Below are 23,685 nucleotides of genomic sequence, written 5' to 3'. Positions count from 1 at the left end.
ATGACCATAGCAAGTCGGTCCCACCCCTTCCCATCCCGAACAGGACCGTGAAACGACTTTGCGCCGATGATAGTGCTGCAACCAGTGTGAAAGTAGGTTATCGTCAGGCTAGTTATAAAGAGAGAACCCGTTGAGCTTAGCTCGGCGGGTTTTTTTTCGTCCGGTGGTTTGTTCCGGTCGCATCGACATTGCAAAACCTGCTTTCCTGGCTAGAATGAAATCAGTCGCAGGTCGTGGAGGGCGCAGGCATGAACACCCAAGGCAAACGCTCGGCAAAGCGCGTCGTCGTCGCATTGTTACTGGCCGGAGGGCTCGGCGCTTGCGTCTACGATCCGTATTATTACGGATATCCTGGCGCCAATTACAGCTACTCGACGTATGAGTACCCGGCCTACGGCTATCGACCTTACGGCTACTACGCCGGCCCGCCTGTTTCGCTGAACTTTGGCTTTTATGAGCATCGTCACCACGGCGGATACCACGGCAAGCATCACGGACACGGCTGGCGCGGTCATGGCGGCGGGGGGCACCGTGGCGGCTGGGGCCATCGGGGCGGGCGGCACTGAGAAGGGTACTGTTCACCTGGCGTGACAGTCACCCCGCAACACCTGTTCCATTTTTGCGCAGACCGGCCTGCGCACGCCTGCGCCAGCCATGGCACGCCGCTTGCACGTGCCTGGACGATGCGCTCCACTCCATGCCACACCTCACAGCACCCCCTCGCTGCTTTCAGCAACAGGATCGCCTGTCTGGTCGCGGCTGTCCTGCTCGTCCCTTGGGCCCACGCTGAGCCGCAGTTTCCCGAGAGCGATATCCCGCGCGTTGAAGTCATCGGCGTGGCGCCACTGCCAGGTCTCGGAATCGAACGCGACCTGCTGCCCTATCCGGTTCAGCTCGTGAAGAGCAAAGCGCTGCGCCAGGCCGGCGGGGATAATTTTGCTGAAATCATGACGCGCAACCTGACCGGCGTCAGCGTCAACGAAGTGTCGGGCAGCCCGTTCCAGAACGATGTCACCTTTCGGGGCTTTCGCGCTTCGCCTGTGCTGGGCAGCGCGCAGGGCATTTCCGTGTATCTCGACGGCGTGCGCGTCAACGAAGCATTTGGCGACGTCGTGAACTGGGACATGCTGCCCGAAGCGGCGATCGGCAGCCTGCTCTTGGTACCCGGCGCCAATCCGCTGTATGGGTTGAATACCCTGGGCGGCGCGCTTGCATTCACGACCCGTTCGGGAATTACCCATCCTGGCGGCGAGGCGAACCTGTCGTTCAGCGACCGCGGCCGCCGGCGAGCCGACCTTGCCCATGGCTGGCAGGGCGACGGCGGCTGGCACAGCTTTATCGGCGCCACCATGTTCAACGACGCCGGCTGGCGCGACCATTCCAACGGACGCCTCGGCAATCTGCTGCTGAAAATCGGCCGCTCGCAGGGCGACACCGACTGGAGCCTCGCCTTGCTTGGGGGGCGCAGCCGCTTGCGCGGCAATGGCCTGCTGCCCGATCGCATGTACGAAGAGAACCGGCACGCCGTCTATACCCATCCCGACACTACCCGCAACCGGCTTGGCCAAGGCACCCTGAACCTGACCCGCCGCCTGGGCCAGAACAGCGAAGTCACGGCCACCGCCTACCTTCGCAACAGCCGGCGCGATACCGTCAATGGCGACATCAGCGAAGACTACGACGACTACGTCGAAAATTGCGAGGCCGGCTTCAACGAGGACGGCGGCGCAGTCGACGCCGCCGAATGCGGCTTTACGCGCGCCGAGGGAGCAGCCCTGCATCCGGGCGTCCTGAACACCACCAGCACCCGCCAGCAGGGCCGCGGGCTCGGCGCAGCCTTCAGCACCCGGCGCGGCAACGACCGCTTCGACGCCGGTATCAGCTTCGACTACAGCAGGTCGGAATATGCCCAGTACGAACAGGCGGCCTTCATCAGTCCCACGCGCGAAGTGCTCGCCGACGCGGACGAAGAACGCGAGCCCGACGCCTCCGTCACGGGCAGCTCGCGCGCCCTCGGCGTCTATGTTGCCGCCAGCCGCGCCCTGTCCTCTTCGACGCAGCTGACTGCCAGTGCACGCCTGAACCGCGCACGTGTCGACAATACCCTGGTCAACGAGCGCGGCCTGCAACCGGCCGAAAGTTTTACCTACACCCGCCTCAACCCTTCGCTCGGCTTTACCCACCATTTGGATGGCGCGACCACCGTGTTTGCCAACATCGCCCAGGGTAACCGGGTGCCCACCGTCATCGAACTGGGCTGCGCCGATCCGGACAATCCCTGCCGCCTGCCGGTTGGCTTGCAGGCGGATCCCTATCTAAAACAAGTGATTGCACGCACGCTGGAAGCAGGGGTGCGCGGAGGATTCAAGAGCGGGCGTTATGTTCTCTCCCTGCATCGCACCGGCAACCGCGACGACATCCTGTTCCTCAGCGCTCCGTCGCGCCAAGGGTATTTTGCGAATGTCGCGCGCACCCGCCACCAGGGGCTGGATGCCACCATCACGCAGCAGTTCGGGCGCCTCGATCTGCGGCTGGCCTACAGCTACCTCGATGCGCAGTACGATGCGGACGAGCAGCTGTTCACCGGCGCCCGTACGGTGCGGGTGCGGCGTGGCACACGGCTTGCCGGTTTGCCCAGGCACAGCGGCAAGCTGACACTGGACTGGAAGGCGAGTTCCCGCGCCGATCTCGGCCTCGACCTGCAAGCGGCGAGCAGCCTGGTCACCCAGGGCAATGAAGACGGCCTGGTCGAAGACGCAGCAGTAGGGGAGGAACCCGAGCGTGCCGACTGGCGGGTGCGCGGACACGTGCTGGCGAGCCTGCGCGCGACCTACCGGCCGGCGCCCGGCTGGGAACTGTTTGCACGCATAAACAACCTGTTCGACCGGCGCTACGAAAGCTTTGGCGCGGTGGCGCCGGATCTCTTCCCGCAGGGCCGCCTGCTCACACCACATGAAGGCGCTGCAGACGCCGGCCACGCCCGATTCATCGCACCCGGCGCCCCGCGTTCAATCGTGGCCGGGTTGCGTTACACCTTCTGAACCATCAGAAGGTGTACTGCGCACTGACGCCGATCATCCACTGGCGTCCCGGCGCCGCTTCGTAATAGCGCCGGTTGGCGTCGCCCACGATGACCGAGCCAACATAATCGCGATCGAAGATATTGTTTAGACGCACGAACTGCCTGAAGCGCCAACGGTCCACGGTTTGCCGTGCCTGCACCCGCGCGTTGACGACCACATAACCGGGCGCCGCCTGTTCCGTGTTGGAATCTTCGACATAGGTCTTGCTGCTGGCGACCGTCTCGAGCGCTGCGCCAAGGCGCCCCCCGGCGTCCCGCCATACCAGCTCGCCGAACAGGTTCGCGCGCGGCACGCCGGGCAGCCGGCTGCCGGCGGCAACGCTGCCGAAAGGCGTTTCATAAGTGGCGCGCAGCAGCGTCAGCGCCCAGCGGGTGCTGAAGCCGGCCCCGAGCTGGCTGTCGAGCGACACTTCGGCGCCACGGCGCATGGTTTCGCTGGCGTTGCGGTAGCTGGTGCGTCCGCCGCCGGAGGTCTCGACCACGAGTTCGTCGTCGGTACGCACCTGGAACAATGCTGCCTCGACGCGCGTGTTGTCGCCGAACTTCGCCTTGGCGCCGAGCTCGATGTTGCGGCTGATCGCCGGCTGCAGCCGGAAATTGAATCCCGTGCCGCCCGCCGAATAAAACAGTTCATTGAGTGTCGGCGTCTCGAAGCCGCGCGCCGCGCTGGCATACACGTTCAACTGCGGCGACACCTTGTAGAGCGCGGAAACGACCGGGGTCCACTTGCTGTACTCGACGGCGCCGCTGTCGTTGCCATTGCCGTTGGCGACGAAGCGATCGCTCACTTCCACTTTCAGGCTGCTGCGGCGCAGACCGGCGCCGAGCACCCAGGGGCCGCCTTCCCATTGCGTCTGCAGGTAAGGGTCGAGGTTGGATAGCTGGTTGGTTTCGTCGCGCCGCAGCGCTCCCTTGACCCCGAACTGCGTGCCGATGAAGTTCTCGTAACCCTGGCGGTCGTCTTCGGAACGGCTGTATTCGAGGCCCGCGGTGGTGCTCAGTTTGCCGCCGGCCACCTGGCGTACGGCCTGCCACTGCAGGTCGGCGCCGTAAAAATCGCGCTCGAAATCGACCACGCCGCCCGAATGGGTGGGCGGCGCCTGGAAGCCGCGCGAGAACGACTGGTACTGGATGACCTGGCGGTTGCCGGCCCAGGCCGTGAGGCGCAGGCGATCCTGGCCGAAGCGCTGCTCGAAGGTGGCGCCGGCCTGGTGATGCTCGATGCTTTTCCTCGTGTTGTAGCGCTCGGCCAGCGTGCGCTGCGGCGACTGCGTGTCGGTGAGGTCGATTTCGCCGGCGCGCGGGTCGCGCTGGAAGGTCGCCCAGGTCACGCCCAGCGGATCTTGCGTGTCGTCCTGGGTGAGCGTGCTGGCGGTCAGGGTCAGGCGGCTGGTGTCGCTGGGCCTGACGCTCAGCTTGGCAAAAGCCTGGTCGCGCCGCGCCGCGCTGTGGTGGCGGTAGCCGTCGGTATCGAAGCGCGAAGCGTCGATCAGGTAGCTGACGCCGGCGCTCTCGCCCTGCGCATTCACGTCGATCTTGCGCATGCCGTCGCTGCCGCCTGACACGGTCCCCTCGAGTGCCGGCCGGCCGCTGCCGTCGCGGGTGAACAGCTGGATCACGCCGCCCGAGTGATTGCCGTAGAGCGCGGAAAACGGCCCGCGCAGCACTTCGATGCGTTCGGCCAGGTCGAGATTAAAAGTTGCGGCCTGGCCTTGGCCGTCCGGCATGGAGGCCGGGATGCCGTCGGCGAACAGGCGTACCCCGCGCACGCCAAAGGCCGAGCGCGCGCCAAAACCGCGTGACGAGATCTGCAGGTCCTGCGCGTAGTTCTCGCGATTGTGTACGACCAGGCCGGGCACCGCCGCCAGCGCCTCGGAGGCGTTCACCCGCATCTGCGTGTCGCCGATGCGCGCCGCGTCGACGATGTCGACCGCGGCCGGGAAGTCGAAGCTGTCCTGTTCGATGCGGCTGCCGGTGACGATGACGATCGGCATCGGCGCGGCTTGCTGCTCGCCGGCGGCGCTTGCCGTGCCGTGCGTTGCGAAGGCGGCGCCGCCGCTGGCGAACAGCGCCGCAATGGCGCGGCGGCGGAAAGGAAATGGTTGCTGCATGCATGTCTCCGATAACGGTGTGGGTTGGGACGTCTGCCTGGCACTGCCCCAAGCTGCTAATTAAGCAATATCTTTGCCATGGTAACCGGATGGCACGGCGCTTGCATTGAACGGGGACGGGGTGGGCCAGGCGCTGCGTCCGGGGCGGGCGCCGCTGCAAAACGGCACACCTGTTCCAGGATCGGGACAACTGCCACGGCAGTGCGGTCCAGGCCTTGTTCACCCCAGGGGCCAATTACTCATTTTGACAAGAGGACGACATGAATCTCGCAGACATCAGCAAGCTGGGCGTTGCCAATCCATTCAAGCAGCGTTATGACAACTACATCGGCGGCAAGTTCGTGGCCCCCACCAGGGGCGAGTATTTCCCGAACATCACCCCGATCACCGGCCAGCCGTTTTGCGAAATCGCGCGCTCGACGAGCGAGGACATCGAACTGGCGCTCGACGCCGCCCACGCTGCCAAAGATGCCTGGGGCAAGACCTCGCAGGCCGAGCGCGCGGGCATCCTGAACCGCATCGCCGACCGCATGGAGCAGAACCTGGCCATGCTCGCCACGGCCGAGACCATCGACAACGGCAAGCCGATCCGCGAAACCACGGCCGCCGACCTGCCGCTGGCGATCGACCATTTCCGTTATTTTGCCGGCTGCATCCGCGCCCAGGAAGGCTCCATCGCCCAGATCGACCACGAAACCTATGCCTACCACTTCCACGAGCCGCTGGGCGTCGTCGGCCAGATCATCCCGTGGAATTTCCCGATCCTGATGGCGGTCTGGAAGCTGGCCCCGGCGCTGGCCGCCGGCAACTGCGTGGTGCTGAAACCGGCGGAGCAGACCCCGGCCTCGATCATGGTCTTGATCGAACTGATCGGCGACCTGCTGCCGCCGGGTGTGCTCAACATCGTCAATGGCTTCGGGCTCGAAGCCGGCAAACCGCTGGCCTCGAGCAAACGCATCGCCAAGATCGCCTTCACGGGCGAAACCGGCACCGGGCGCCTGATCGCCGGCTACGCCGCGCAAAACCTGATTCCCGTCACGCTGGAACTGGGCGGCAAGTCGCCGAACATTTTCTTTGCCGACGTGATGGACGCCGACGACGACTTCTTCGACAAATGCCTGGAAGGTTTTGCGATGTTCGCCCTGAACCAGGGTGAAGTCTGTACCTGTCCGTCGCGGGTGCTGGTGCAGGAATCGATCTACGAGCGCTTCATCGAGCGTGCGCTGGCACGGGTGGCGGCCATCCGGCAGGGCAATCCACTCGATTCGGGCACCATGCTCGGCGCCCAGGCCTCGCAGGAGCAGCTGGAAAAAATCCTGTCGTATCTCGACATCGGCCGCCAGGAGGGCGCCGAAGTGCTGGCCGGCGGCGCGCGCCAGTCCCTCGATGGCGACTTGAAGGACGGCTATTACGTGCAGCCGACCGTGTTCAAGGGCGACAATAAAATGCGCGTCTTCCAGGAGGAAATCTTTGGGCCCGTGGTGTCGGTCACCACCTTCACCGACGAAGCCGACGCCCTGCGCATCGCCAACGACACCCTGTATGGCCTCGGCGCCGGACTCTGGACGCGCGACGCCTCGCGCGCCTTCCGCGTCGGCCGCGCGATCCAGGCCGGGCGCGTCTGGACCAACTGCTACCACCTGTATCCGGCCCACGCCGCGTTCGGCGGCTACAAGCAGTCGGGGGTCGGGCGCGAGAACCACAAGATGATGCTCGACCACTACCAGCAGACCAAGAACCTGCTGGTCAGCTACAGCCCGAAAGCGATGGGCTTTTTCTGACCATGCCGGCCGACAGCCCGATGAACGGCGCACCCGAGCGGGTCTGCGCCACCGCCGCCGCCCTGGCCTTCATTGGCCAGCTGCGCGCGCGCCACGGCCCGCTCATGTTCTTTCAGTCCGGCGGCTGCTGCGACGGCAGCGCCCCGATGTGCTACCCGGCCGGCGAATTCGCCATCAGCGACACCGACGTCTGCCTCGGCAGCCTCGATGGCACGCCCTTCTATATGGGGGCCGAACAGTTTGCTTACTGGGAGCATACCCAGCTCATCATCGACGTGGTGCCGGGTAACGGCGGCATGTTCTCGCTCGATAACGGGACCGGGCAACGCTTCCTGACCCGCTCGCGCCTGTTCGAGGATGCTGAGCTGCAATCCTTTACAACACGGAAGGCCACATGAAAACGAGAGCAGCCATTGCCTGGAAAGCCGGACAGGACTTGTCCATCGCCGAAGTCGACCTCGAGGGCCCGCGCGCCGGCGAAGTGCTGGTGGAAATCAAGGCCACCGGTATTTGCCATACCGATTACTACACCCTGTCCGGCGCCGACCCGGAAGGCATTTTTCCCGCCATCCTCGGCCATGAAGGCGCCGGCGTCGTGCTCGAGACCGGCCCCGGCGTCACTTCGGTCAAGCGCGACGACCACGTGATTCCGCTGTACACCCCGGAATGCCGCCAATGCAAATTCTGCCTGTCGCGCAAGACCAACCTGTGCCAGTCGATCCGCTCCACCCAGGGCCGCGGCCTGATGCCTGACGCGACCTCCCGGTTTTCGCTCGACGGCCAGCAGCTGTTCCACTACATGGGCACCTCGACGTTTTCCAACTACATCGTGGTGCCGGAAATCGCGCTGGCCAAAATCCGCGCCGACGCACCCTTCGACAAGGCCTGCTATATCGGCTGCGGCGTCACCACCGGCGTTGGCGCCGTGGTGTTTTCGGCCAAGGTCGAGGCGGGAGCGAATGTCGTCGTGTTCGGCCTGGGCGGCATCGGCCTGAACGTGATCCAGGGCGCACGCATGGTGGGCGCCGACAAGATCATCGGCGTCGACCTCAACCCCGCGCGCGAGACCATGGCGCGCAAGTTCGGCATGACCCATTTCATCAACCCGAGCGAGGTCGGCAACCTCGTCGACCACATCGTGCAGCTGACCGACGGCGGCGCCGATTTTTCCTTCGAGTGCGTCGGCAATGTACAGGTGATGCGCCAGGCGCTCGAGTGCACGCACAAGGGCTGGGGCCAGTCCTTCATCATCGGCGTGGCGGCGGCGGGCCAGGAAATCAGCACACGGCCCTTCCAGCTGGTGACGGGCCGCCAGTGGAAGGGTTCCGCCTTCGGCGGCGCACGCGGGCGCACCGACGTGCCCAAGATCGTCGACTGGTACATGGACGGCAAGATCAATATCGACGACCTGATCACGCATACCTTGCCGCTCGAGCGCATCAACGAGGGCTTCGAGCTGATGAAGAGCGGGCAGTCGATCCGCTCGGTGGTGCTGTACTGAGGCGGCATTTTTCAGATCAACCAGGGAGACTGAACATGAGCAATGACAACATGATGAACAGCGGCGTAAAAATCCATCCCGCTGTGGATCAGGGCATCAAGCCGGCCGTACCGAATTTTTCGGGCGGCACCTTGAGCTGCCAGTGCGCCACCAATCCGGTCACAGTAAACATCACGAGCCAGGTCGCGCACAACCACGTGTGCGGCTGCACCAAATGCTGGAAGCCGTCGGGGGCACTGTTTTCCCAGGTGGCCGTGGTCGGACGCGACAAGGTGGAGGTGACCGCCAATGCCGACAAGCTCGTCATTGCCGACACTTCCGCCACGATCCAGCGCCATGCCTGCCGCGATTGCGGCGTGCACATGTATGGGCGCATCGAAAACAACGCGCACCCCTTCTATGGCCTCGACTTCGTACACACGGAACTGTCGCGCGAGAGCGGTTGGGCGCCGCCGGAATTCGCCGCCTTCGTGTCCTCGATCATCGAGTCCGGCTTTCCTCCTTCCCGGATGGGCGAGGTGCGTGCGCGGCTGACCGAGCTCGGCTTGCCACCCTACGACGCGCTGTCGCCGGCCTTGATGGATGCCATCTCGACCCATGTCGCCAAGGCCCGCGGGATGCTGCAGGAAGCCTGAAGGCTTGACCGCTGCGGCATGGGTGGGCCTGTCCATCCATGCCGCAGCAAATGACCGAACACCGGAGAAAAGTATGAAGCGATCCCACTTGCTGCTGTTGTCGATCCTGGGCGCCGCCGCGCCCGCGGCCCATGCCGACGATTTCCCGACCAGCAGCCGCGTGGAGTACGTGCTGGAGTGCATGCAAAAACACGAAAGCAAGGGTGAATACCTTTACAAGTGCTCCTGCGTCATCGATTACATCGCCAAGGCCATGACACACGACGACTATCTCGCCATGTCGACCTCGCTGCGCAACCAGACCATGGCCGGCGAGCGCGGCGCGGTGTTTCGCGATCCGCCGCAAGTAAAGGAGATGGCTGGCAAGTACAAGACGATCCAGGCGGACGCCAACAAGGCGTGTTACGTGCCGCAGCGGTGATGTACTGCCGGGCCTGGTGTTGCGTCATGGATGACACAAGCCCCGGCGGGCATTGTCTCGAATCTGAACAGGGTGCCACAGCCATGCTCCCCTCGGTCCAGTGGCGCCGCACTGGCACTGCATAGGCACCGCATTGGCACGTTTAGTGCTGTGTAAACCTGGGGCGATCCCCAGCTCCATCCAGTCGGACCGCTATAAAAACCATAGGAGACTTCATCATGTCATTCGCAAAGAGACTCATCCGCTGGTGGCCATGCCTGGCACTGGCCGCCGGACCGGCGATGGCTGCCGATTCGGATGTCGCAAAGCTGACCAAGGACTCGAAGAACTGGGCGATGCAGTCCGGCGACTTTGCCAACCACCGGTTTAGCGAGCTCAAGCAGATCAACGCGCAGAACGCCAGGGACTTGCAGGTGGCCTGGACCTTCTCGACCGGCGTGCTGCGCGGCCATGAAGGCGGTCCGCTGGTCATCGGCGACACCATGTACATCCACAGTCCTTTCCCGAACAAGGTGTTCGCGATCGCACTGGAAGACCAGAGCATCCGCTGGAAGTACGAACCGAAGCAGGACCCGACCGTGATCCCGGTCATGTGCTGCGACACCGTCAACCGCGGCGTTGCCTATGCCAACGGCAAGATCTTCCTGCAGCAGGCCGATACCACGCTGGTGGCGCTCGACGCCAAGACCGGCAAGGAGCTCTGGAAAAACAAGGTCGGCGATCCGAAGATCGGCGAAACCACCACCAATACGCCCCATGTCTTCAAGGACAAGATCATCACCGGCATCAGTGGCGGCGAATTCGGCGTGCGGGGTCGTATCACTGCGCATGACATGAATACCGGCAAGGTGCTGTGGAAAGCCTACAGCACGGGACCCGACAACGAACTCATGGTCGATCCTGCAAAAACCATGACCTGGACCGACGGCCGCATGGCGCCGATCGGCGCGGACTCCTCGCTGAAAAGCTGGAAGGGCGACCAGTGGAAGCTGGGCGGCGGCACGACCTGGGGCTGGTACAGCTACGATCCGGCGACCAACCTGATGTACTACGGCACCGGCAACCCCAGCACCTGGAACCCGCGCCAGCGCCCGGGCGACAACAAGTGGTCGATGACCATCTTCGCACGCGACCTCGACACCGGAATGGCGAAATGGGTCTACCAGATGACGCCGCACGACGAGTGGGATTATGACGGCGTCAACGAAATGATCCTGGCCGACATCAAGGTCAAGGGCCAGCCGCGCAAGGCGCTGGTTCACTTCGACCGCAACGGCTTCGCCTACACGATGGATCGCGTCAGCGGCGAATTGCTGATCGCTGAAAAATACGATCCGAAGGGGAACTGGGCGACCCACGTCGACATGAAAACCGGCCGGCCGCAAGTCGTTGCGAAGTACAGCACCGAAAAGAACGGTCCCGACTTCAATTCCAAGGGCATTTGCCCGTCCGCGCTCGGCACCAAGGACCAGCAGCCGGCTACCTTCAACCGCAAGACCGGCCTGTTCTATGTGCCTACTAACCATGTCTGCATGGATTACGAGCCCTACCAGATCGAGTACACGGCAGGCCAGCCGTATGTCGGCGCGACGCTCTCGATGTATGCGGCGCCGGGCAGCCATGGCGGCCTGGGCAACTTCATCGCCTGGGATGCGGGCACCGGCAAGATCGTCTGGTCCAAGCCCGAGAAGTTTTCGGTCTGGAGCGGGGCGCTCTCCACCGCCGGCGACGTCGTGTTCTACGGCACCCTGGAAGGCCACATCAAGGCCGTCGACCTCAACGGCAAGGAGCTGTGGAAGTTCAAGACGCCGTCCGGCATCATTGGCAACGTCCACACCTGGGAATACAAGGGCAAGCAATATGTCGGCGTGTTGTCCGGCATTGGCGGCTGGGCCGGCATCGGTCTTGCGGCCGGGCTGACCAAGGGTACCGAAGGCCTGGGCGCGGTTGGCGGCTACAAGGACCTGGCCAAGTACACCGAGCTTGGCGGCGTGCTGACCGTATTCGCATTGCCGGACCGGGCAGTGTCGGGCGGGGCGGCAACGGCCATGCGCAACAAGTGAAGCGGCCGCCGGACCGGCGTGCTGTGTATTGAAAACGGTTGCCGGTCGCAGCGCCGGCAACCGCGCCTCGTTTCCCGGGAATGAACATGAACAAACTCACGAAAAACGCAGCGGCCGCGGCCGCTTGCTGGGCCCTGGCCGCGCTGCCCGGCCTGTTGTCCACACCTGCCCTCGCGGCCGATAACGCCCCCTACAAGGTAGTCGAAGGCAACAAGGTCGATGCGCAGACCCTGAGCGGCTGGCGCACCTGGCGCGCAATGGCCTGCGAGCGTTGCCATGGCGCCGCGCAGGAAGGCATGGTCGGACCCTCGCTGGTAGACAGCCTGAAGGTGCTCAGCAAGGACGAATTCAAGGCCGCCGTGCTGAAGGGGCGGATCGAGAAGGGCATGCCGAATTTCGATACCAGCAAAATGGTGAGCGAAAACATCGACAGCCTGTACGCCTACCTGAAGGGACGCTCGGATGGCGCCATCCAGCCTGGCCGGCTTCAGGAGATGAACAAATGAAACGCTGGCCAGGGCAGGGGGCGCGCCGGCAGATGCGTTGGCGAACATTGCTGGCAGGGGGCGTCTGTGCGCTGGCGGGGCTGGCCGGTCCGGCAAGCGCCCAGGAGGCACCCGCGCCCGGCCAGGACAAGGTGCTGCGGGTCTGCGAAGACCCGAACAACCTGCCCTTGTCGAACCGTGCACAGGCCGGTTTCGAAAACAAGATCGCCTCCCTGCTGGCGCAGGAACTGGGCTGGAAGCTGGAGTACACCTGGTATCCGCAGCGGATGGGATTCATCCGCAATACCTTGCGCGCCAAGGAAGAAGATTCCGATCGTTTCAAATGCGACCTCGTCATTGGTGTTCCCAAGGGTTTTGACATGGCCGCGACCACGCGCCCGTATTACCGCTCCACCTATGCCATGGCCTATGTCAAGGGCAAGGGACTGGACCGGGTGCGCAGCCTGGATGACTTGCTGGCGCTGGATGCCGGACAGCGCAAGAAATTGCGCTTCGGCGCCTTTGCGGGTTCGCCCGTCACCGACTGGCTGCTGCAGCACGGCCTGATGGAGCAAGTCGCGTGGTACCAGAGCCAGACCGGCGATGCCGACCAGTATCCAGGTGAAATCATCGAGAAGGACCTTGCGGGCGGCAAGATCGACGTGGCATTTGCCTGGGGCCCGATTGCGGGTTATTTCGCCAGGAATACACGGACGGCGCCGATCGTGGCCGTCCCCTTGGCCTCGCAGCCGGGAATCAAATTCGATTTCGAGATCGCGATGGCGGTGCGCCATGCCGACAAGGACTTCCGCCAGCGTATCGACGGCTTGATCGCCGCAAACGAAGGAAAGATTCGCGCCATCCTCACCCAATACGGGGTCCCGCTGCTTGAACCGCAAGCCGCCGTGGCGCTGGCGCCCCCACCGGCGAGGAAGCCATGAACATGCCGGCATGCCTTGGTTCCCGCCTTGGCGCGGCGGTGCTCGCCTCTTTCATCCTCGGGCCTGCCGGCGCCCAACCGGTTTCGCCGGCCGAAGTCCTGTTGTTCGAGACCGATCACCTTGCTCGCATGAAGGCGCCGGCCACGCTGGTGTATGAATTTCGCAGGCAGAGCAATGTCGAGCCCGCCTTTACCGACAGCGTCCAGCTCGACGTTTCCCGCAACAAGGGGCGGGTACATGTTGCGCTGCGCTTCCTGAGCGGCAAGCACAAACAGGCCTTGCCGGAGGTGGACGACGCGCACGGCAACCCGGTGCTGCTCGGCTTTTTCGAGCGCGATATCGCCGAAATGAAAAGGCTGACCGGCGGATCGGTCGGCTATTTTCGCAAACGCATCCGCCTGGCCCTGGCCAATGCCGCCCAGGTGACGCCACAGCGCATCAGCTACGGGGGCAAGGCGCTGGAGGCCAAGGCGATTCGGATCCAGCCTTACCTGGACGACCCGCTGCAAGCGCGCTTCAAGAACTATCTACGCAAGACCTATACCTTCGTTCTCAGCGACCAGGTGCCCGGTGGGGTGTACCGGGTGAGCACCACCTTGGCGAACGCGGCTGGGAACGGAGCGCCGTCCGTGGCATTCGTAGCACGCGCGGCCGCAACGCCTCCAGAAGGCCAGCCCGGCAAGGCTGCACCAGGCGCGGCACTGCCCGTCATCGACGAGACGCTCACCCTGATCAAGGTCACCGAACCGCGTGCTTGATTGTCGGTGAATGTCAACGCAGCGCATGCCTGGACATCGAACCGGCCGGAGGCAGACGATGGCGCCCTTGAAAGTGTTTGCTTTCGATTACGTGATGGAAGGCGGACAGACGGCGCGTGCGCTGCCGCGCGCTTTCACGCAGCAGGGCGAAATGCTGATCGATGCCTTGCTTGCCGACCTCGGCACCGTGCCGGATGTCGAGGTGTGCACGATGGCGACGCTGCGCCCGCCCGGCACGGGAGCCGCGCCTCCGGGCCTGTCCTTCGCCGAACGCTTTGCCGCCTGTGTGCAGACGGCCGATGCGGTGTGGCCGCTGGCGCCGGAGTCCGATGGCTTGCTGGAAAACCTGTCGCGCGACATCCTGCGCGGCAAACGCATCCTGCTGGGCAGCGCGCCGGGTGCGGTCCGGGTCGCCGCAAGCAAGTTCAAGGTGGCGCGGGCGCTGGCCGAGGGCGGGGTGCCGACCGTGCCTACCTATCGGCCGCATGCCTGCCTGCCGGAGGGCGAGGGCGCATGGGTCGTGAAACCCGATGACGGCGCCGGCTGTGTCGACACCCGCTTATTCAGCAATCGCGCTGCCGCCCTCGCATGGATCCGCACCAGCGCCGTGCAAGGCTATATCCTGCAGCCGTTTGTCGCCGGCAAGCTGGGCAGCTTATCGCTGCTGTGTTGCGATGGCGCGGCGTGCCTGCTGGCACGTAACCAGGAGTGGGTGGTGGTGCATGACAACCGCTTCCATTTCCTGGGCAGCACCGTCAACGGCCTGCTTGACGCCGACGGCGCGCTCGAGCGGTTGGCGCAGCAGGTGGCGGCCGCACTGCCAACCCTGTGGGGTTATGTCGGCGTGGACATCATCCTCACCGACCATGGCGCCGTCGTGCTCGATGTCAATCCGCGCCTGACCGCAGCGTATGCGGGACTGCATGCGTCGATCGGCTGCAATCCGGCCGGCCTGGTGATCGACCTGTTGAAGGGGCTGGCGCTGCCGGCCTTGCCCGCCAAGCGCCGCGTGGTCAGCGTCGATGTCGGCAGCGCCGACGCTGGCAGCTGAAAACTACCTGATCACCACGCCCCAGGGCAGCTTGCCGACCGCGATGTCGCGCAGCTTGGTGCGGCTGGCGGTGTCGATCACGCTGACGTTGTGGGAGCGGCCATTGGCGACGTACAGTTTTTTGCCGTCCGGCGTCAGCGCCATGTTCCAGGGACGCTGGCCAACCGGCACCGTCGCCACCACCTGATTGGTTTTTGTATCGATCACCGACACATTGGCGTCGCCGCCGTTCGAAACGTAGACATGGCTGCCGCTCGGATGCACGGCAATGCCGTTGGCACGCAGCCCGGCCTTGATGCGCGCGACGACGGCAAAGCTGGTGGTATCGATGACGAAAACTTCGTTGGCGTTTTCGGCAGCGACATACGCGCGGCTGCCGTCCGGCAGGAAGCCGATGCCGCGCGGGCGGGCGCCCACCGCTACCTGGGCTAGCTGCTTGCGGGTCGTGAAATCGATGATGTCGACGGCGTCGCCTTCCTCGGCACTGACGAACAGCAGGCGTCCGTTCGGGCTGAACACCGCATGCTCGGGATTCTTGCCGCGCACCGGAATCGAAAAGGCCAGTGTATTGCTGCGGGTATCGGTCACGGCGATCTCGTTCTTGCCCTCGACCGCAGCGACCACCCAGCGTCCGTCGGGGGAAATCGAAACGCCTTCGGGCGACTCGCCCAGGGCCACGGTGGGGCCAAGTTGGCGCGTGCCGGCTTCGACCAGCTGCAGCCGGTTGTTCGGCTGGTCGCTGACATACAACCAGCGACCGTCCGGTCCGAGCGCAAGGCCGCGTGGCTTGGACCCGCCGGGCAATTCCGCCACTACCTTGTCGCTCGCCGTGTCGATCACCGAAATCGTGCCCGAGCCTTCGTTCGGCACATAGGCCATGGGCGCGGCAAGGGCGCTCGCCGTCAGCGTGGCAAGGGGCAGGCAAACCAGCGCCAGGGCGGCGCCAAGGCGGCGAATTGACAATATGCTCATCGGATCTCCAGAGGCGGATTGAAAGGGGTGTCGGTATCGCCTGCGCCGGGCTTCATCGGCATGCGCGGCCACATGCGCAGCAGCAGGCGGTCGCGGTCGACCAGCATGTGCTTGGCCACCGCGAGCACGTGTATGGCGACCAGCAGCGCCAGCAGCAGTGCGAACAGGTGGTGCGCGCCATTGAAAAAGGCATACAGGGCCTTATCGTCCGGTCCCCAGGGCGCCCAGCGGACCAGATTGAAGAACTTGACGCCGTGCTTGCTGAAGTTCGATGCGAGATAGCCCGACAGCGGCAGGGCCAGCATGCACACATACAGGGCGATATGGCTGACGCGGGCGGCGCGGCGCTGCCAGGTCGGTGTCGACGCCGGCAGGGGCGGCGGCTTGTGCGCCATGCGCCAGCCCAGGCGCAGCAGGATCAGCAGGCCAATCACAATGCCGCTGCTCTTGTGCAAATTGACGTAATAGCCGCGTTCGGGCGTGCCGCGCGGGATGTCCTCGAGCGCCAGACCGAAGGCGAACTGGCCGAGCAGCAGCAGTGCGATGAGCCAATGCAGGGCAATGGCCATCGCCGTGTAGCGCGCGGGCGAGGAGGGTGGCGCCGGCGCCTGCTGCGGGAACTGCGGCGGGCCGGGTGACGGGAACGGCGTCGGGGCGTTCATGGGTCAGTGGAACAGGGATTTGTCTGGATGCTCGATATTCAGGCGTTGCAGCTTGCGGTACAGCGTGTTGCGGCTGATATTGAGTTCGCGGGCAACGCCGCTCAGGTTCCACTGGTGGCGTTTCAGCTCCTGCAACAGCACCTCACGTTCCGCACACTCGAACGCATTCAGGCGAATCCCCGCCTTGGCGTCCGCCTTGGCGTCCACCCTGCCATTCGCTTCGCCATCTTCCGGCGCCGCGCCGCCCATCGGCGCCGAGGCGCAGGCCTGTGCGGTGGCGGCGCCGGTCGGCACGCCAACCACCATTCCCGGCCCGTGCATCGTTCCGTTGCCGGCCAGGTGCTGCCGGTATTCCGGCGGCAGGTCGTGTACGGTGAGGCGGTCCGATTCGCGTAGTGCGATCATGGTGCGCAGCAGGTGGCGCAGCTGGCGCAGGTTGCCCGGCCAGTGTTGCTGCGCCAACAGGGCGACCAGGCTGTCGTCGAGCTCGACCGGGCTGCCGGTATCGCTTTCTTCGAATGCCAGCTGGCGCATCAGCGCGCAGCGATCGAGGCGTTCGCGCAGCGGCGGCAGGGTGAAGGTGACACCTTGCAGCCGATAGTACAAATCCTCGCGGAAAGCGCCGCTTGCGATCTGTTTGGCGAGGTCGCAGTGCGTGGCGCTGATCAGGCGAATGTCGAGCTTGACCGGTGCTTCGCCGCCGAGCGGCACCACCTCGCGTTCCTCGAGTACACGCAAGAGCCGCGCCTGGAGGGCGACCGGCATGTCGCCGATCTCGTCGAGGAACAGGGTACCGCCGTTGGCTTGCAGCAGCTTGCCGCGCTGTCCTTCCTTGCTGGCGCCGGTGAAAGCGCCCGACCGGTAGCCGAACAGTTCGCTTTCGACCAGGGATTCCGGAATCGAGGCGCAATTGATCGCGACGAAAGGGCGGCTGGCGCGGCTGCCGGACAGGTGCATCGCCCGCGCGAAACGCTCCTTGCCGGTGCCGGTTTCGCCCAGCAGCACGACGGCCACATTGCGCTCGATGACGCGTTTCGCGGTCTCGATATTGGCGCGCATCGCCGGGTCGCCAAGCTGAAGCGCATCGAGCGCCGTGCTGGGCTCGGGCTCGGGCTCGGGGAGCGCTGCGCCATTGCGCTGCGGACGGCGCGTACTGCTTAATGCCACCGGCTGGTAGACCACGGCAAAAAAGCGCGCGTTGCTGCGCACTTCGAAGATCGGCACCGGGTGGAAGGCGCGCCTGACGCTGCTGTCGATCAGCCCGGAGAAGGTGAGGTTGAATAGCTCGCAAATATCGCGCCCGACGACGTCGAGCGGGCTGCTGTAGCCGAGCAGGGACAGGGCGGCGCGGCTGGCGGCCAGCACCGTGCCGGTCACGGAGAGCGCAATCGCGCCTTCGCTCAGGGTGCCGACGAACTCGGGCCGGTTGTGGAAACGCAGGATGAAATCGTGGCGGAACTGGTGCAGGAAGACGCGGTTCTCGATCATCTGCACCGACATGCTGACCAGGGCCAGCGTGTGCTGCTGGGCCAGGCGCGATTCGCCGGAGGCGTCGAGCACGCCGACGAGTTCGCCCCCGTGGTCGAAGATCGGGGCCGCCGCGCAGGACAGGCCGATGTTGCGCGACAGGTAGTGCTCGTCCTGGTGCACGGTAATCGGGCGCCGTTCGACCAGGCAGGTGCCCATGCCGTTGGTGCCCTGCACGCGCTCGCTCCATACCGCGCCTTGCATCAGGCCGGTCCTGGACGCGGCATGGGTAAAGCCGGGGTCGCCGAAGTAATTCAGGAGGACGCCCTCGCTGTCGGTCAGCATGATCGCGTAACCCGAACCGGCCAGTTGCTGGTACAGGTTCGCCATCTCGACCTTGGCGACAGCCTGCACGTCCGCCAGCCGTTCCTGGCGCTCCTGCAATTCCACCGGCGCCACCACTTCAGGATCGGCGCAACTGGCCGGATCGAGCTGGTATTCGTTCAGACAGCGGATCCAGGACCGGGTGATCCGGTTACTTCCGGCCCGCTCCGCGCCGATCCGGTCGTGGACGACCGAATGGACGCGCTTGACGTGTTCCACGGCAAACTTCGACATGCTGTCTCCTGGGCCCGTGACTGGTCTTGCCGACTGCCACTTTATGGACTGTTATATGTATTTGGACATCCTGTTTGTTGTAGAGAATACACCCTTCCACTTGCTGATTGTCGATCGGTTTTCCATATTTTTGAACACCTGCCCACGCTGCATGCACCGCACTTTGGCACAGTACAGAGCGGCATCAGCAATACGTCGATCAGCGGGAACATTGCGCCAGTTTTGTGGTCGTTCTGTTGGCAGTCGGACGAGGCCGTTACCGTGTGCGCCTTGCATGGCACGGACAGCAGCGTCAGGCCGCGCCCCAATCTGGCACAATCCAGCTGCGATGTTGCCAATCCAATAAAAACGGGACGAGCATGAATGAGCAGGTTGCACGACGGGTCGTGCTGGTACGTTCGATCGAAAGCGCCGACACGGCGCACGAGGTGCTGAGCGAGGACGACCGCAAGTATGCGAGCCGCAGCGCACGCGAGCTGGCAGCCTGGCAAGCGGCCGACAGTAAAAGCCCTGCCACCCAGGACCATTTCCTCCAGCAGCGCTCGGACCAGGTCCTCAAGCGCCTGGGCGAGCGCATTCCGGCCTTCGCTGCCTTCCAGAAACGCGGCCTCGGCTCGCCCGGCTTCTGGATCGCCTTGCCGCTGCTGGCCCTGGTAGCCGGCTTCCTGCTCGACCGGATCGCCGATCCGCACCGGGTCGACTTGCTGTCGGCCCCGCTCCTGTTCATCATCGGCTGGAACCTGCTGGTCTACATTGTCCTGCTGGCCTGGGCCATCGTTCCCGGCCGCAAGACCGGCTGGGCCGGGCCGGGACTGCTCCAGCGCTTAAGTAGCAGCAAGGCGGCGCTGCCGCGCAAGCTGCCCGGCGCCCTGTCGCGCGGGCTGGCGAACTTTCTGGACGAATGGGCCGTGCTGAGCGAGCCGCTGACCCGCGCGCGCCTGTCGCGCACGGTGCACCTGGCGGCTGCCGCCTTTGCGCTGGGCGCGGTACTGTCCCTGTATTGGCGCGGGCTGTTCACCCAATATGTGGCTGGCTGGGAGAGTACTTTCCTCGACGCCGGCCAGGTGCATTCCTTGCTGTCCTGGCTGTTCGCGCCGGTGTTGTTCCTGATTCCCACCCTGCAGGGTTTCTCGCTGGCCGAGATCGACGCCCTGCGTTTCAGCGCCCGCACTCCGGTTTCCGGCGGCGAACGCTGGGTCCACCTGTATGGCGCGACGATCCTGCTGCTGGTCGTGCTGCCGCGAGTGGTGCTGGCAGGCCTTGCCGCATGGCGCGCACGGCGTCTGGCGAGCCAGTTTCCGCTCGAACTCGAGCATCCGTATTTCCGCAGGCTGGCCGATAGCATCGGCGCCGGTACGGCAGGGGTGCTGCGCGTGCTGCCCTACAGTTTTACGCTCGACGAAGCCCGTGACCGCGGTTTGTGGCAGGTGGCGGCGATGGCGCTCGGGGCCCAGGCGCGCGTGCTGCTGCGGCCCACGGTGTCCTACGGCGAAGAGCCGAAAGAGGCACTCTCCGACGCCGACCTGAGCGAGGCCGGCGTGACCGTGACCGCAGCGCTGTTCAGCCTGTCCGCGACGCCTGAAAAGGAAAACCACGGCGCCTTCCTCGAGCATCTTGTCCGCCACAGCAAGCGCGGCGTGGCGGTGCTGCTCGACGAGTCGAGCCTGGTCGAGCGGGGCGCGGGCCAGGCCGGCCTGGAGGCACGCATTACCGAGCGCATTTCGCTGTGGCGTCAGTTCTGCAGCTTCCACGGTACCGCCGCCACGGTGGTCAACCTGCTCGATCCGGCCCGGCGGCCGATCGAGCTTGGCGCGGGCCTGGCCCTGCCGGAGCTGCGATGAGCGACGCCATGAACCATGACATCAGCAATGACATCAGCAGCCCGGCCGTTAAAATCCAGTTTGCCCTGGTGTCGCACACGAACAACGGCAAGACCACGCTCGCGCGCACGCTCGTCGGCGCCGACGTCGGCGAAGTGCGCGACGCCGCCCACGTGACCACCTTCGCCGAAGCGCATCCCCTGCAGACCAGCCTTGAAGGCGACACCCTGCTGCTATGGGACACGCCCGGCTTTGGCGACTCGGTACGCCTGCTCAAGCGCCTGGCGATGGCGGGCAACCCGATCGGCTGGTTCCTGCGTGAAGTGTTCGACCGCTACCGCGACCGTCCGTTTTGGCTCAGCCAACAAGCTTTGCGCGCGGCCAAGGACGAAGCCGATGTCGTCCTTTATCTGGTCAATTCCTCGGAGGCGCCGGGCGACGCCGGCTACCTGCCGGCAGAGATGAACATCCTCGAGTGGCTGGGCAAGCCGGTGGTCGTGCTCCTCAACCAGATGGGACCGCCGCGCCCCGGCGCCGCCGAGGGCGCCGAGCAACAGGAGTGGAAGGGACACCTGGCGCGCTTCCCGGTTGTGCGCGAGGTGCTGGCGCTGGACGCCTTTGCCCGCTGCTGGGTGCACGAGCACGTGTTCTACGAAGCAGTCGCACCCTTGATCGACCCGGCCAAGCAGCCCGGCTATGCACGCCTGCGCGCGGCCTGGGAAGCCAACAACCGCCAGCGTTACGCCAGCGCGCTGCGCATGACGGCCGAGCAGGTCGCGGCGGCCGCGCGCGACAGCGAACCCGTCTCCGAAGAAGTGCGCGGCATGTTCCGCTCGGCGCTCGCGGCAGTCGGTCTCGGCAAGGACGAGCAGAAGCGGCAGGAGGCGGCGATGGCCGCACTGGTCGAGCGCCTGAACGGCGAAATCAACAAGACCACGATCCGCATGCTCAGGCTGCACAAGATCGACCCCGGCCAGGCCAGCACGATCAACATGCGCGTGCGCGAGAATTTTGCGATCAAAGCGCCGATCGACAAGGCCCAGGCCGGCCTACTCGGTGCGGTGGTGTCCGGCGCCGCCACGGGCTTGTCGGCGGACCTCGTCGCCGGCGGCCTCACCATGGGCGCCGGCGCGCTCTTGGGCGCCATCGTCGGTGGGCTGACGATGGCCGGCGCCGCCTGGGGGTTCAACCAGGGACTCGACCGCGACAAGCCGACGGTGCAGTTTGCCGATGCCTTCCTGCACACGCTGCTGGTCGGCGCCGTGCTGCGCTACCTGGCCGTCGCCCACTTCGGTCGCGGGCGCGGCAATTATGTCGAGGGCGAGGCGCCGGCCTTCTGGCAGCCCGAGGTCGAGGCGGCGCTCGCCGCGCAGGGCGGCACGGCTGCGTTGTGGCAGGAAGTGCGCGCCGCACCCGACCTGGCCGCCGCCAGCGTGCGCCTGTTTGCGATCGTCGAGCCGGTCGTCACTGCCACGCTGGCGCGCCTGTACCCGGGTGCGGTGGCCGCGCTGCCGGTCAAGGAGGCGCAGGCGGCCACGACGCCGGCCACCTGATACCCGACCCCTCCACCGGTCCAAAAACTGCACAGATAACTCATCACCTGATCCGATACGGCACAGCACAGCGAACACGGCAATGCACCTTTTGCCCCGTGAGGCCCGGGCACGGGTCTTGCCATCGCCTTGGAGAGCATCGACCGATGCGCACATCCATAACGACCGAACAAGGAGATGGCGATGAAGAAGATTCTTGCACTGGGCGCGTTGGCGGCATGCATGCAGCCGGCACTGGCTGTCGATATCAAGGCAGGCGAGTGGACAGTGGCGGTGGGCGGCAACGTCAACGCCTACTATACCTTCGTCGATTGCGAGGGCGGCGCGGTCGGCGGACTGGCCTTGGGCGGCCAGGCCCTCGGCTGCGGCGGCAAGGACAGCCGCACCACGGTCGGCAATGGCCTGCTGCCGAGCGCGCTGGTCACCTCCGCCTCCTCGACCCAGGGTGGCTACGACATCAAGGCGCTGATCGGCATCTACGTCCACACCGCCACCGACAGCGCGATTTCGCAGAATAGCGAAGTGGACGTGCGCCAGGCCTTCTTCACCTTCGGCAACGCCGGGCTCGGCACGTTCAAGCTCGGTCGCGACAACGGCATTTTCGGGGCCAACGCCATCCTCAACGACATGACCCTGATGGGCGTGGGCGCACCGGTACAAGCGACGCAGCGCGGCCGCGTCGCGCTCGGCCACATCGGCGCAGGGTACGCCTACTTTGGCCAGTATGGCCAGATAGCATGGACCACGCCAACGCTGGGGACAGGATTGACCGTCGATATCGCCTTGATGAGCCCGGTAAGCGACACGCCGGTCGTTGCGGGTTCAGCCTATTCGGCCGATTCGACGCCGCAGTACCAGGCGCAGCTGACCTTCAAGCAGGGCGACCTGAAAGCCTGGATCGGCGCCAAGGGCCAGCGTCTCGAGCCGGAGCTGCCAGGCACGCCGCAGCTGACGCTGCGCGGCTTCGAGGCCGGTGTGCTGTACCAGGCTGGCCCGGCCGGATTGCTTGTCAACTTCCAACGGGGCAGGGGACTGGGCATCCTTTCAGATGCCGACCAGGGACGGGTGCGCACCACCCACTTCCTCGCGCAGGGAACCTATAAGGCAAGCGAAAAGCTCAAGGTCGGCCTCAGCTACGGCCGGAGCGAGAACGACGACAACACCCTCGGCACCGGTGGCCTGGAGTCGAACCAGAACGTCACTGTGGGCGCCTATTACTCCCTCAACAGCGCAATTATCCTGGTTGCCGAAGGTGGACAAACGCGTTCGAAAGGTTTTGGCGGCGGCCGCGACAAGATGAACGGCGTGTCGCTCGGCGGAATTATCCAGTTCTGATGCCTGGGGAACCGGACAGGAGCGGCCGTCGCTGTGGCCGCTCTTCTTGCTGCGGACGATGTCGAATCTTAAAACTTAGTGGCAGCTTAAAAATTCACGAACGGCACTTGCGGGCGCCGGAGCGCTTTGCTATGATTCGCCTCCCGCTGCAGTCGCACTGCGAAACATCCAACGAAATCAAGGTGTTGGACGTAACAAAAGTGCAATACGAGCAGCGTGGTGAAGTAAAGAAGAGTTGACGAGTATCGCGAAACACTGCATAATCTCATCTCTCTGCTGCTGACGAACAAAACGATTCGCAGAACACAGCAGGGCAGTACCGAATACAGTTCTTTAAAAATTAACAGTCGATAAGTGTGGGCGTTTGATGAAGGTGCCAGGGACTTCGGTCCTTGATTACTTAAATTATCAAATGTTCACAAAAGTATT

19 protein-coding genes and 1 rRNA gene are annotated in these 23,685 nt (G+C 64.7%); 16 read left to right on the top strand and 4 right to left on the bottom strand.

The window, feature by feature from the left end; all coding sequences use genetic code 11:
- The 3 genes from rrf to AC56KZ_RS20730 all read left to right on the top strand — a co-directional run.
- A 5S ribosomal RNA gene (gene rrf / locus AC56KZ_RS20740) occupies positions 1-109 on the top strand; the annotation flags it as partial.
- A gap of 139 nt (positions 110-248) precedes the next feature.
- On the top strand, positions 249-566 hold the full coding sequence (locus AC56KZ_RS20735) for a hypothetical protein (RefSeq protein WP_497164067.1): 318 nt from the start codon (positions 249-251) through the stop codon (positions 564-566).
- 270 nt (positions 567-836) lie between these two features.
- Positions 837-3,041: a TonB-dependent receptor gene (locus AC56KZ_RS20730; RefSeq protein WP_497164066.1), complete on the top strand. Its 2,205-nt coding sequence runs from the start codon at positions 837-839 to the stop codon at positions 3,039-3,041.
- Between the two features lie 4 nt (positions 3,042-3,045).
- On the opposite strand, the gene AC56KZ_RS20725 is transcribed toward AC56KZ_RS20730, so the two are convergent.
- Positions 3,046-5,193, bottom strand: coding sequence for a TonB-dependent receptor family protein (locus AC56KZ_RS20725; protein WP_497164065.1), 2,148 nt, complete (start codon positions 5,191-5,193; stop codon positions 3,046-3,048).
- Between the two features lie 260 nt (positions 5,194-5,453).
- On the opposite strand from AC56KZ_RS20725, the gene adh reads away from it, so the two are divergent.
- The 10 genes from adh (at position 5,454) to AC56KZ_RS20675 (ending at position 14,829) form a co-directional block, all read left to right on the top strand.
- Complete coding sequence (adh, locus tag AC56KZ_RS20720; protein ID WP_497164064.1) at positions 5,454-6,974, top strand: aldehyde dehydrogenase; 1,521 nt, start codon at positions 5,454-5,456, stop codon at positions 6,972-6,974.
- 2 nt (positions 6,975-6,976) lie between these two features.
- Positions 6,977-7,372 carry a DUF779 domain-containing protein gene (locus AC56KZ_RS20715; RefSeq protein WP_497164063.1) on the top strand — a complete coding sequence of 132 codons (396 nt, stop codon included), beginning with the start codon at positions 6,977-6,979 and terminating at the stop codon, positions 7,370-7,372.
- Positions 7,369-8,475, top strand: coding sequence for an S-(hydroxymethyl)glutathione dehydrogenase/class III alcohol dehydrogenase (locus AC56KZ_RS20710; RefSeq protein ID WP_497164062.1), 1,107 nt, complete (start codon positions 7,369-7,371; stop codon positions 8,473-8,475). Before AC56KZ_RS20715 ends, AC56KZ_RS20710 begins: the two co-directional genes overlap by 4 nt.
- A gap of 35 nt (positions 8,476-8,510) precedes the next feature.
- Positions 8,511-9,110, top strand: a complete 600-nt coding sequence (gfa, locus tag AC56KZ_RS20705) for an S-(hydroxymethyl)glutathione synthase (protein WP_497164061.1) — start codon at positions 8,511-8,513, stop codon at positions 9,108-9,110.
- Positions 9,111-9,183: 73 nt separating this feature from the next.
- Entirely contained in the window at positions 9,184-9,531 is a 348-nt protein-coding gene (locus tag AC56KZ_RS20700) for a hypothetical protein (protein ID WP_497164060.1), read from the top strand.
- Positions 9,532-9,749: 218 nt separating this feature from the next.
- On the top strand, positions 9,750-11,594 hold the full coding sequence (locus tag AC56KZ_RS20695) for a methanol/ethanol family PQQ-dependent dehydrogenase (protein WP_497164059.1): 1,845 nt from the start codon (positions 9,750-9,752) through the stop codon (positions 11,592-11,594).
- Positions 11,595-11,680: 86 nt separating this feature from the next.
- Positions 11,681-12,100, top strand: coding sequence for a c-type cytochrome (locus AC56KZ_RS20690; RefSeq protein WP_497164058.1), 420 nt, complete (start codon positions 11,681-11,683; stop codon positions 12,098-12,100).
- On the top strand, positions 12,097-13,020 hold the full coding sequence (locus tag AC56KZ_RS20685; protein WP_497164057.1) for a quinoprotein dehydrogenase-associated putative ABC transporter substrate-binding protein: 924 nt from the start codon (positions 12,097-12,099) through the stop codon (positions 13,018-13,020). Before AC56KZ_RS20690 ends, AC56KZ_RS20685 begins: the two co-directional genes overlap by 4 nt.
- Positions 13,017-13,778: a hypothetical protein gene (locus tag AC56KZ_RS20680; protein ID WP_497164056.1), complete on the top strand. Its 762-nt coding sequence runs from the start codon at positions 13,017-13,019 to the stop codon at positions 13,776-13,778. Before AC56KZ_RS20685 ends, AC56KZ_RS20680 begins: the two co-directional genes overlap by 4 nt.
- Positions 13,779-13,836: 58 nt before the next feature.
- On the top strand, positions 13,837-14,829 hold the full coding sequence (locus AC56KZ_RS20675; RefSeq protein ID WP_497164055.1) for an ATP-grasp domain-containing protein: 993 nt from the start codon (positions 13,837-13,839) through the stop codon (positions 14,827-14,829).
- 3 nt (positions 14,830-14,832) lie between these two features.
- Here the strand turns inward: AC56KZ_RS20675 and AC56KZ_RS20670 are convergent, their stop codons facing one another.
- From AC56KZ_RS20670 to AC56KZ_RS20660, 3 genes are read right to left on the bottom strand one after another with little or no spacing between them, the layout of a single operon-like run.
- Positions 14,833-15,801, bottom strand: a complete 969-nt coding sequence (locus tag AC56KZ_RS20670) for a beta-propeller fold lactonase family protein (RefSeq protein WP_497164054.1) — start codon at positions 15,799-15,801, stop codon at positions 14,833-14,835.
- Entirely contained in the window at positions 15,798-16,463 is a 666-nt protein-coding gene (locus tag AC56KZ_RS20665; RefSeq protein WP_497164053.1) for a cytochrome b, read from the bottom strand. Before AC56KZ_RS20665 ends, AC56KZ_RS20670 begins: the two co-directional genes overlap by 4 nt.
- Before the next feature lie 3 nt (positions 16,464-16,466).
- Positions 16,467-18,548 carry a sigma-54-dependent Fis family transcriptional regulator gene (locus AC56KZ_RS20660; protein ID WP_497164052.1) on the bottom strand — a complete coding sequence of 694 codons (2,082 nt, stop codon included), beginning with the start codon at positions 18,546-18,548 and terminating at the stop codon, positions 16,467-16,469.
- A gap of 359 nt (positions 18,549-18,907) precedes the next feature.
- On the opposite strand from AC56KZ_RS20660, the gene AC56KZ_RS20655 reads away from it, so the two are divergent.
- The 3 genes from AC56KZ_RS20655 (at position 18,908) to AC56KZ_RS20645 (ending at position 23,256) form a co-directional block, all read left to right on the top strand.
- Positions 18,908-20,389, top strand: coding sequence for a DUF2868 domain-containing protein (locus tag AC56KZ_RS20655; RefSeq protein ID WP_497164051.1), 1,482 nt, complete (start codon positions 18,908-18,910; stop codon positions 20,387-20,389).
- A complete protein-coding gene (locus AC56KZ_RS20650) occupies positions 20,386-21,921 on the top strand; it encodes a DUF3482 domain-containing protein (protein ID WP_497164050.1) in 1,536 nt (511 codons plus the stop codon). The genes AC56KZ_RS20655 and AC56KZ_RS20650 overlap by 4 nt, the downstream gene beginning before the upstream one ends.
- Before the next feature lie 183 nt (positions 21,922-22,104).
- Positions 22,105-23,256 (top strand): porin, encoded by a 1,152-nt coding sequence (locus AC56KZ_RS20645; protein ID WP_497164049.1) that lies wholly within the window; start codon positions 22,105-22,107, stop codon positions 23,254-23,256.
- Positions 23,257-23,685: the final 429 nt, after the last annotated feature.

The sequence above is a fragment of the Telluria sp. LT2P34 genome (assembly GCF_059685915.1).
This window is presented reverse-complemented; position numbering and strand designations above follow the sequence as displayed.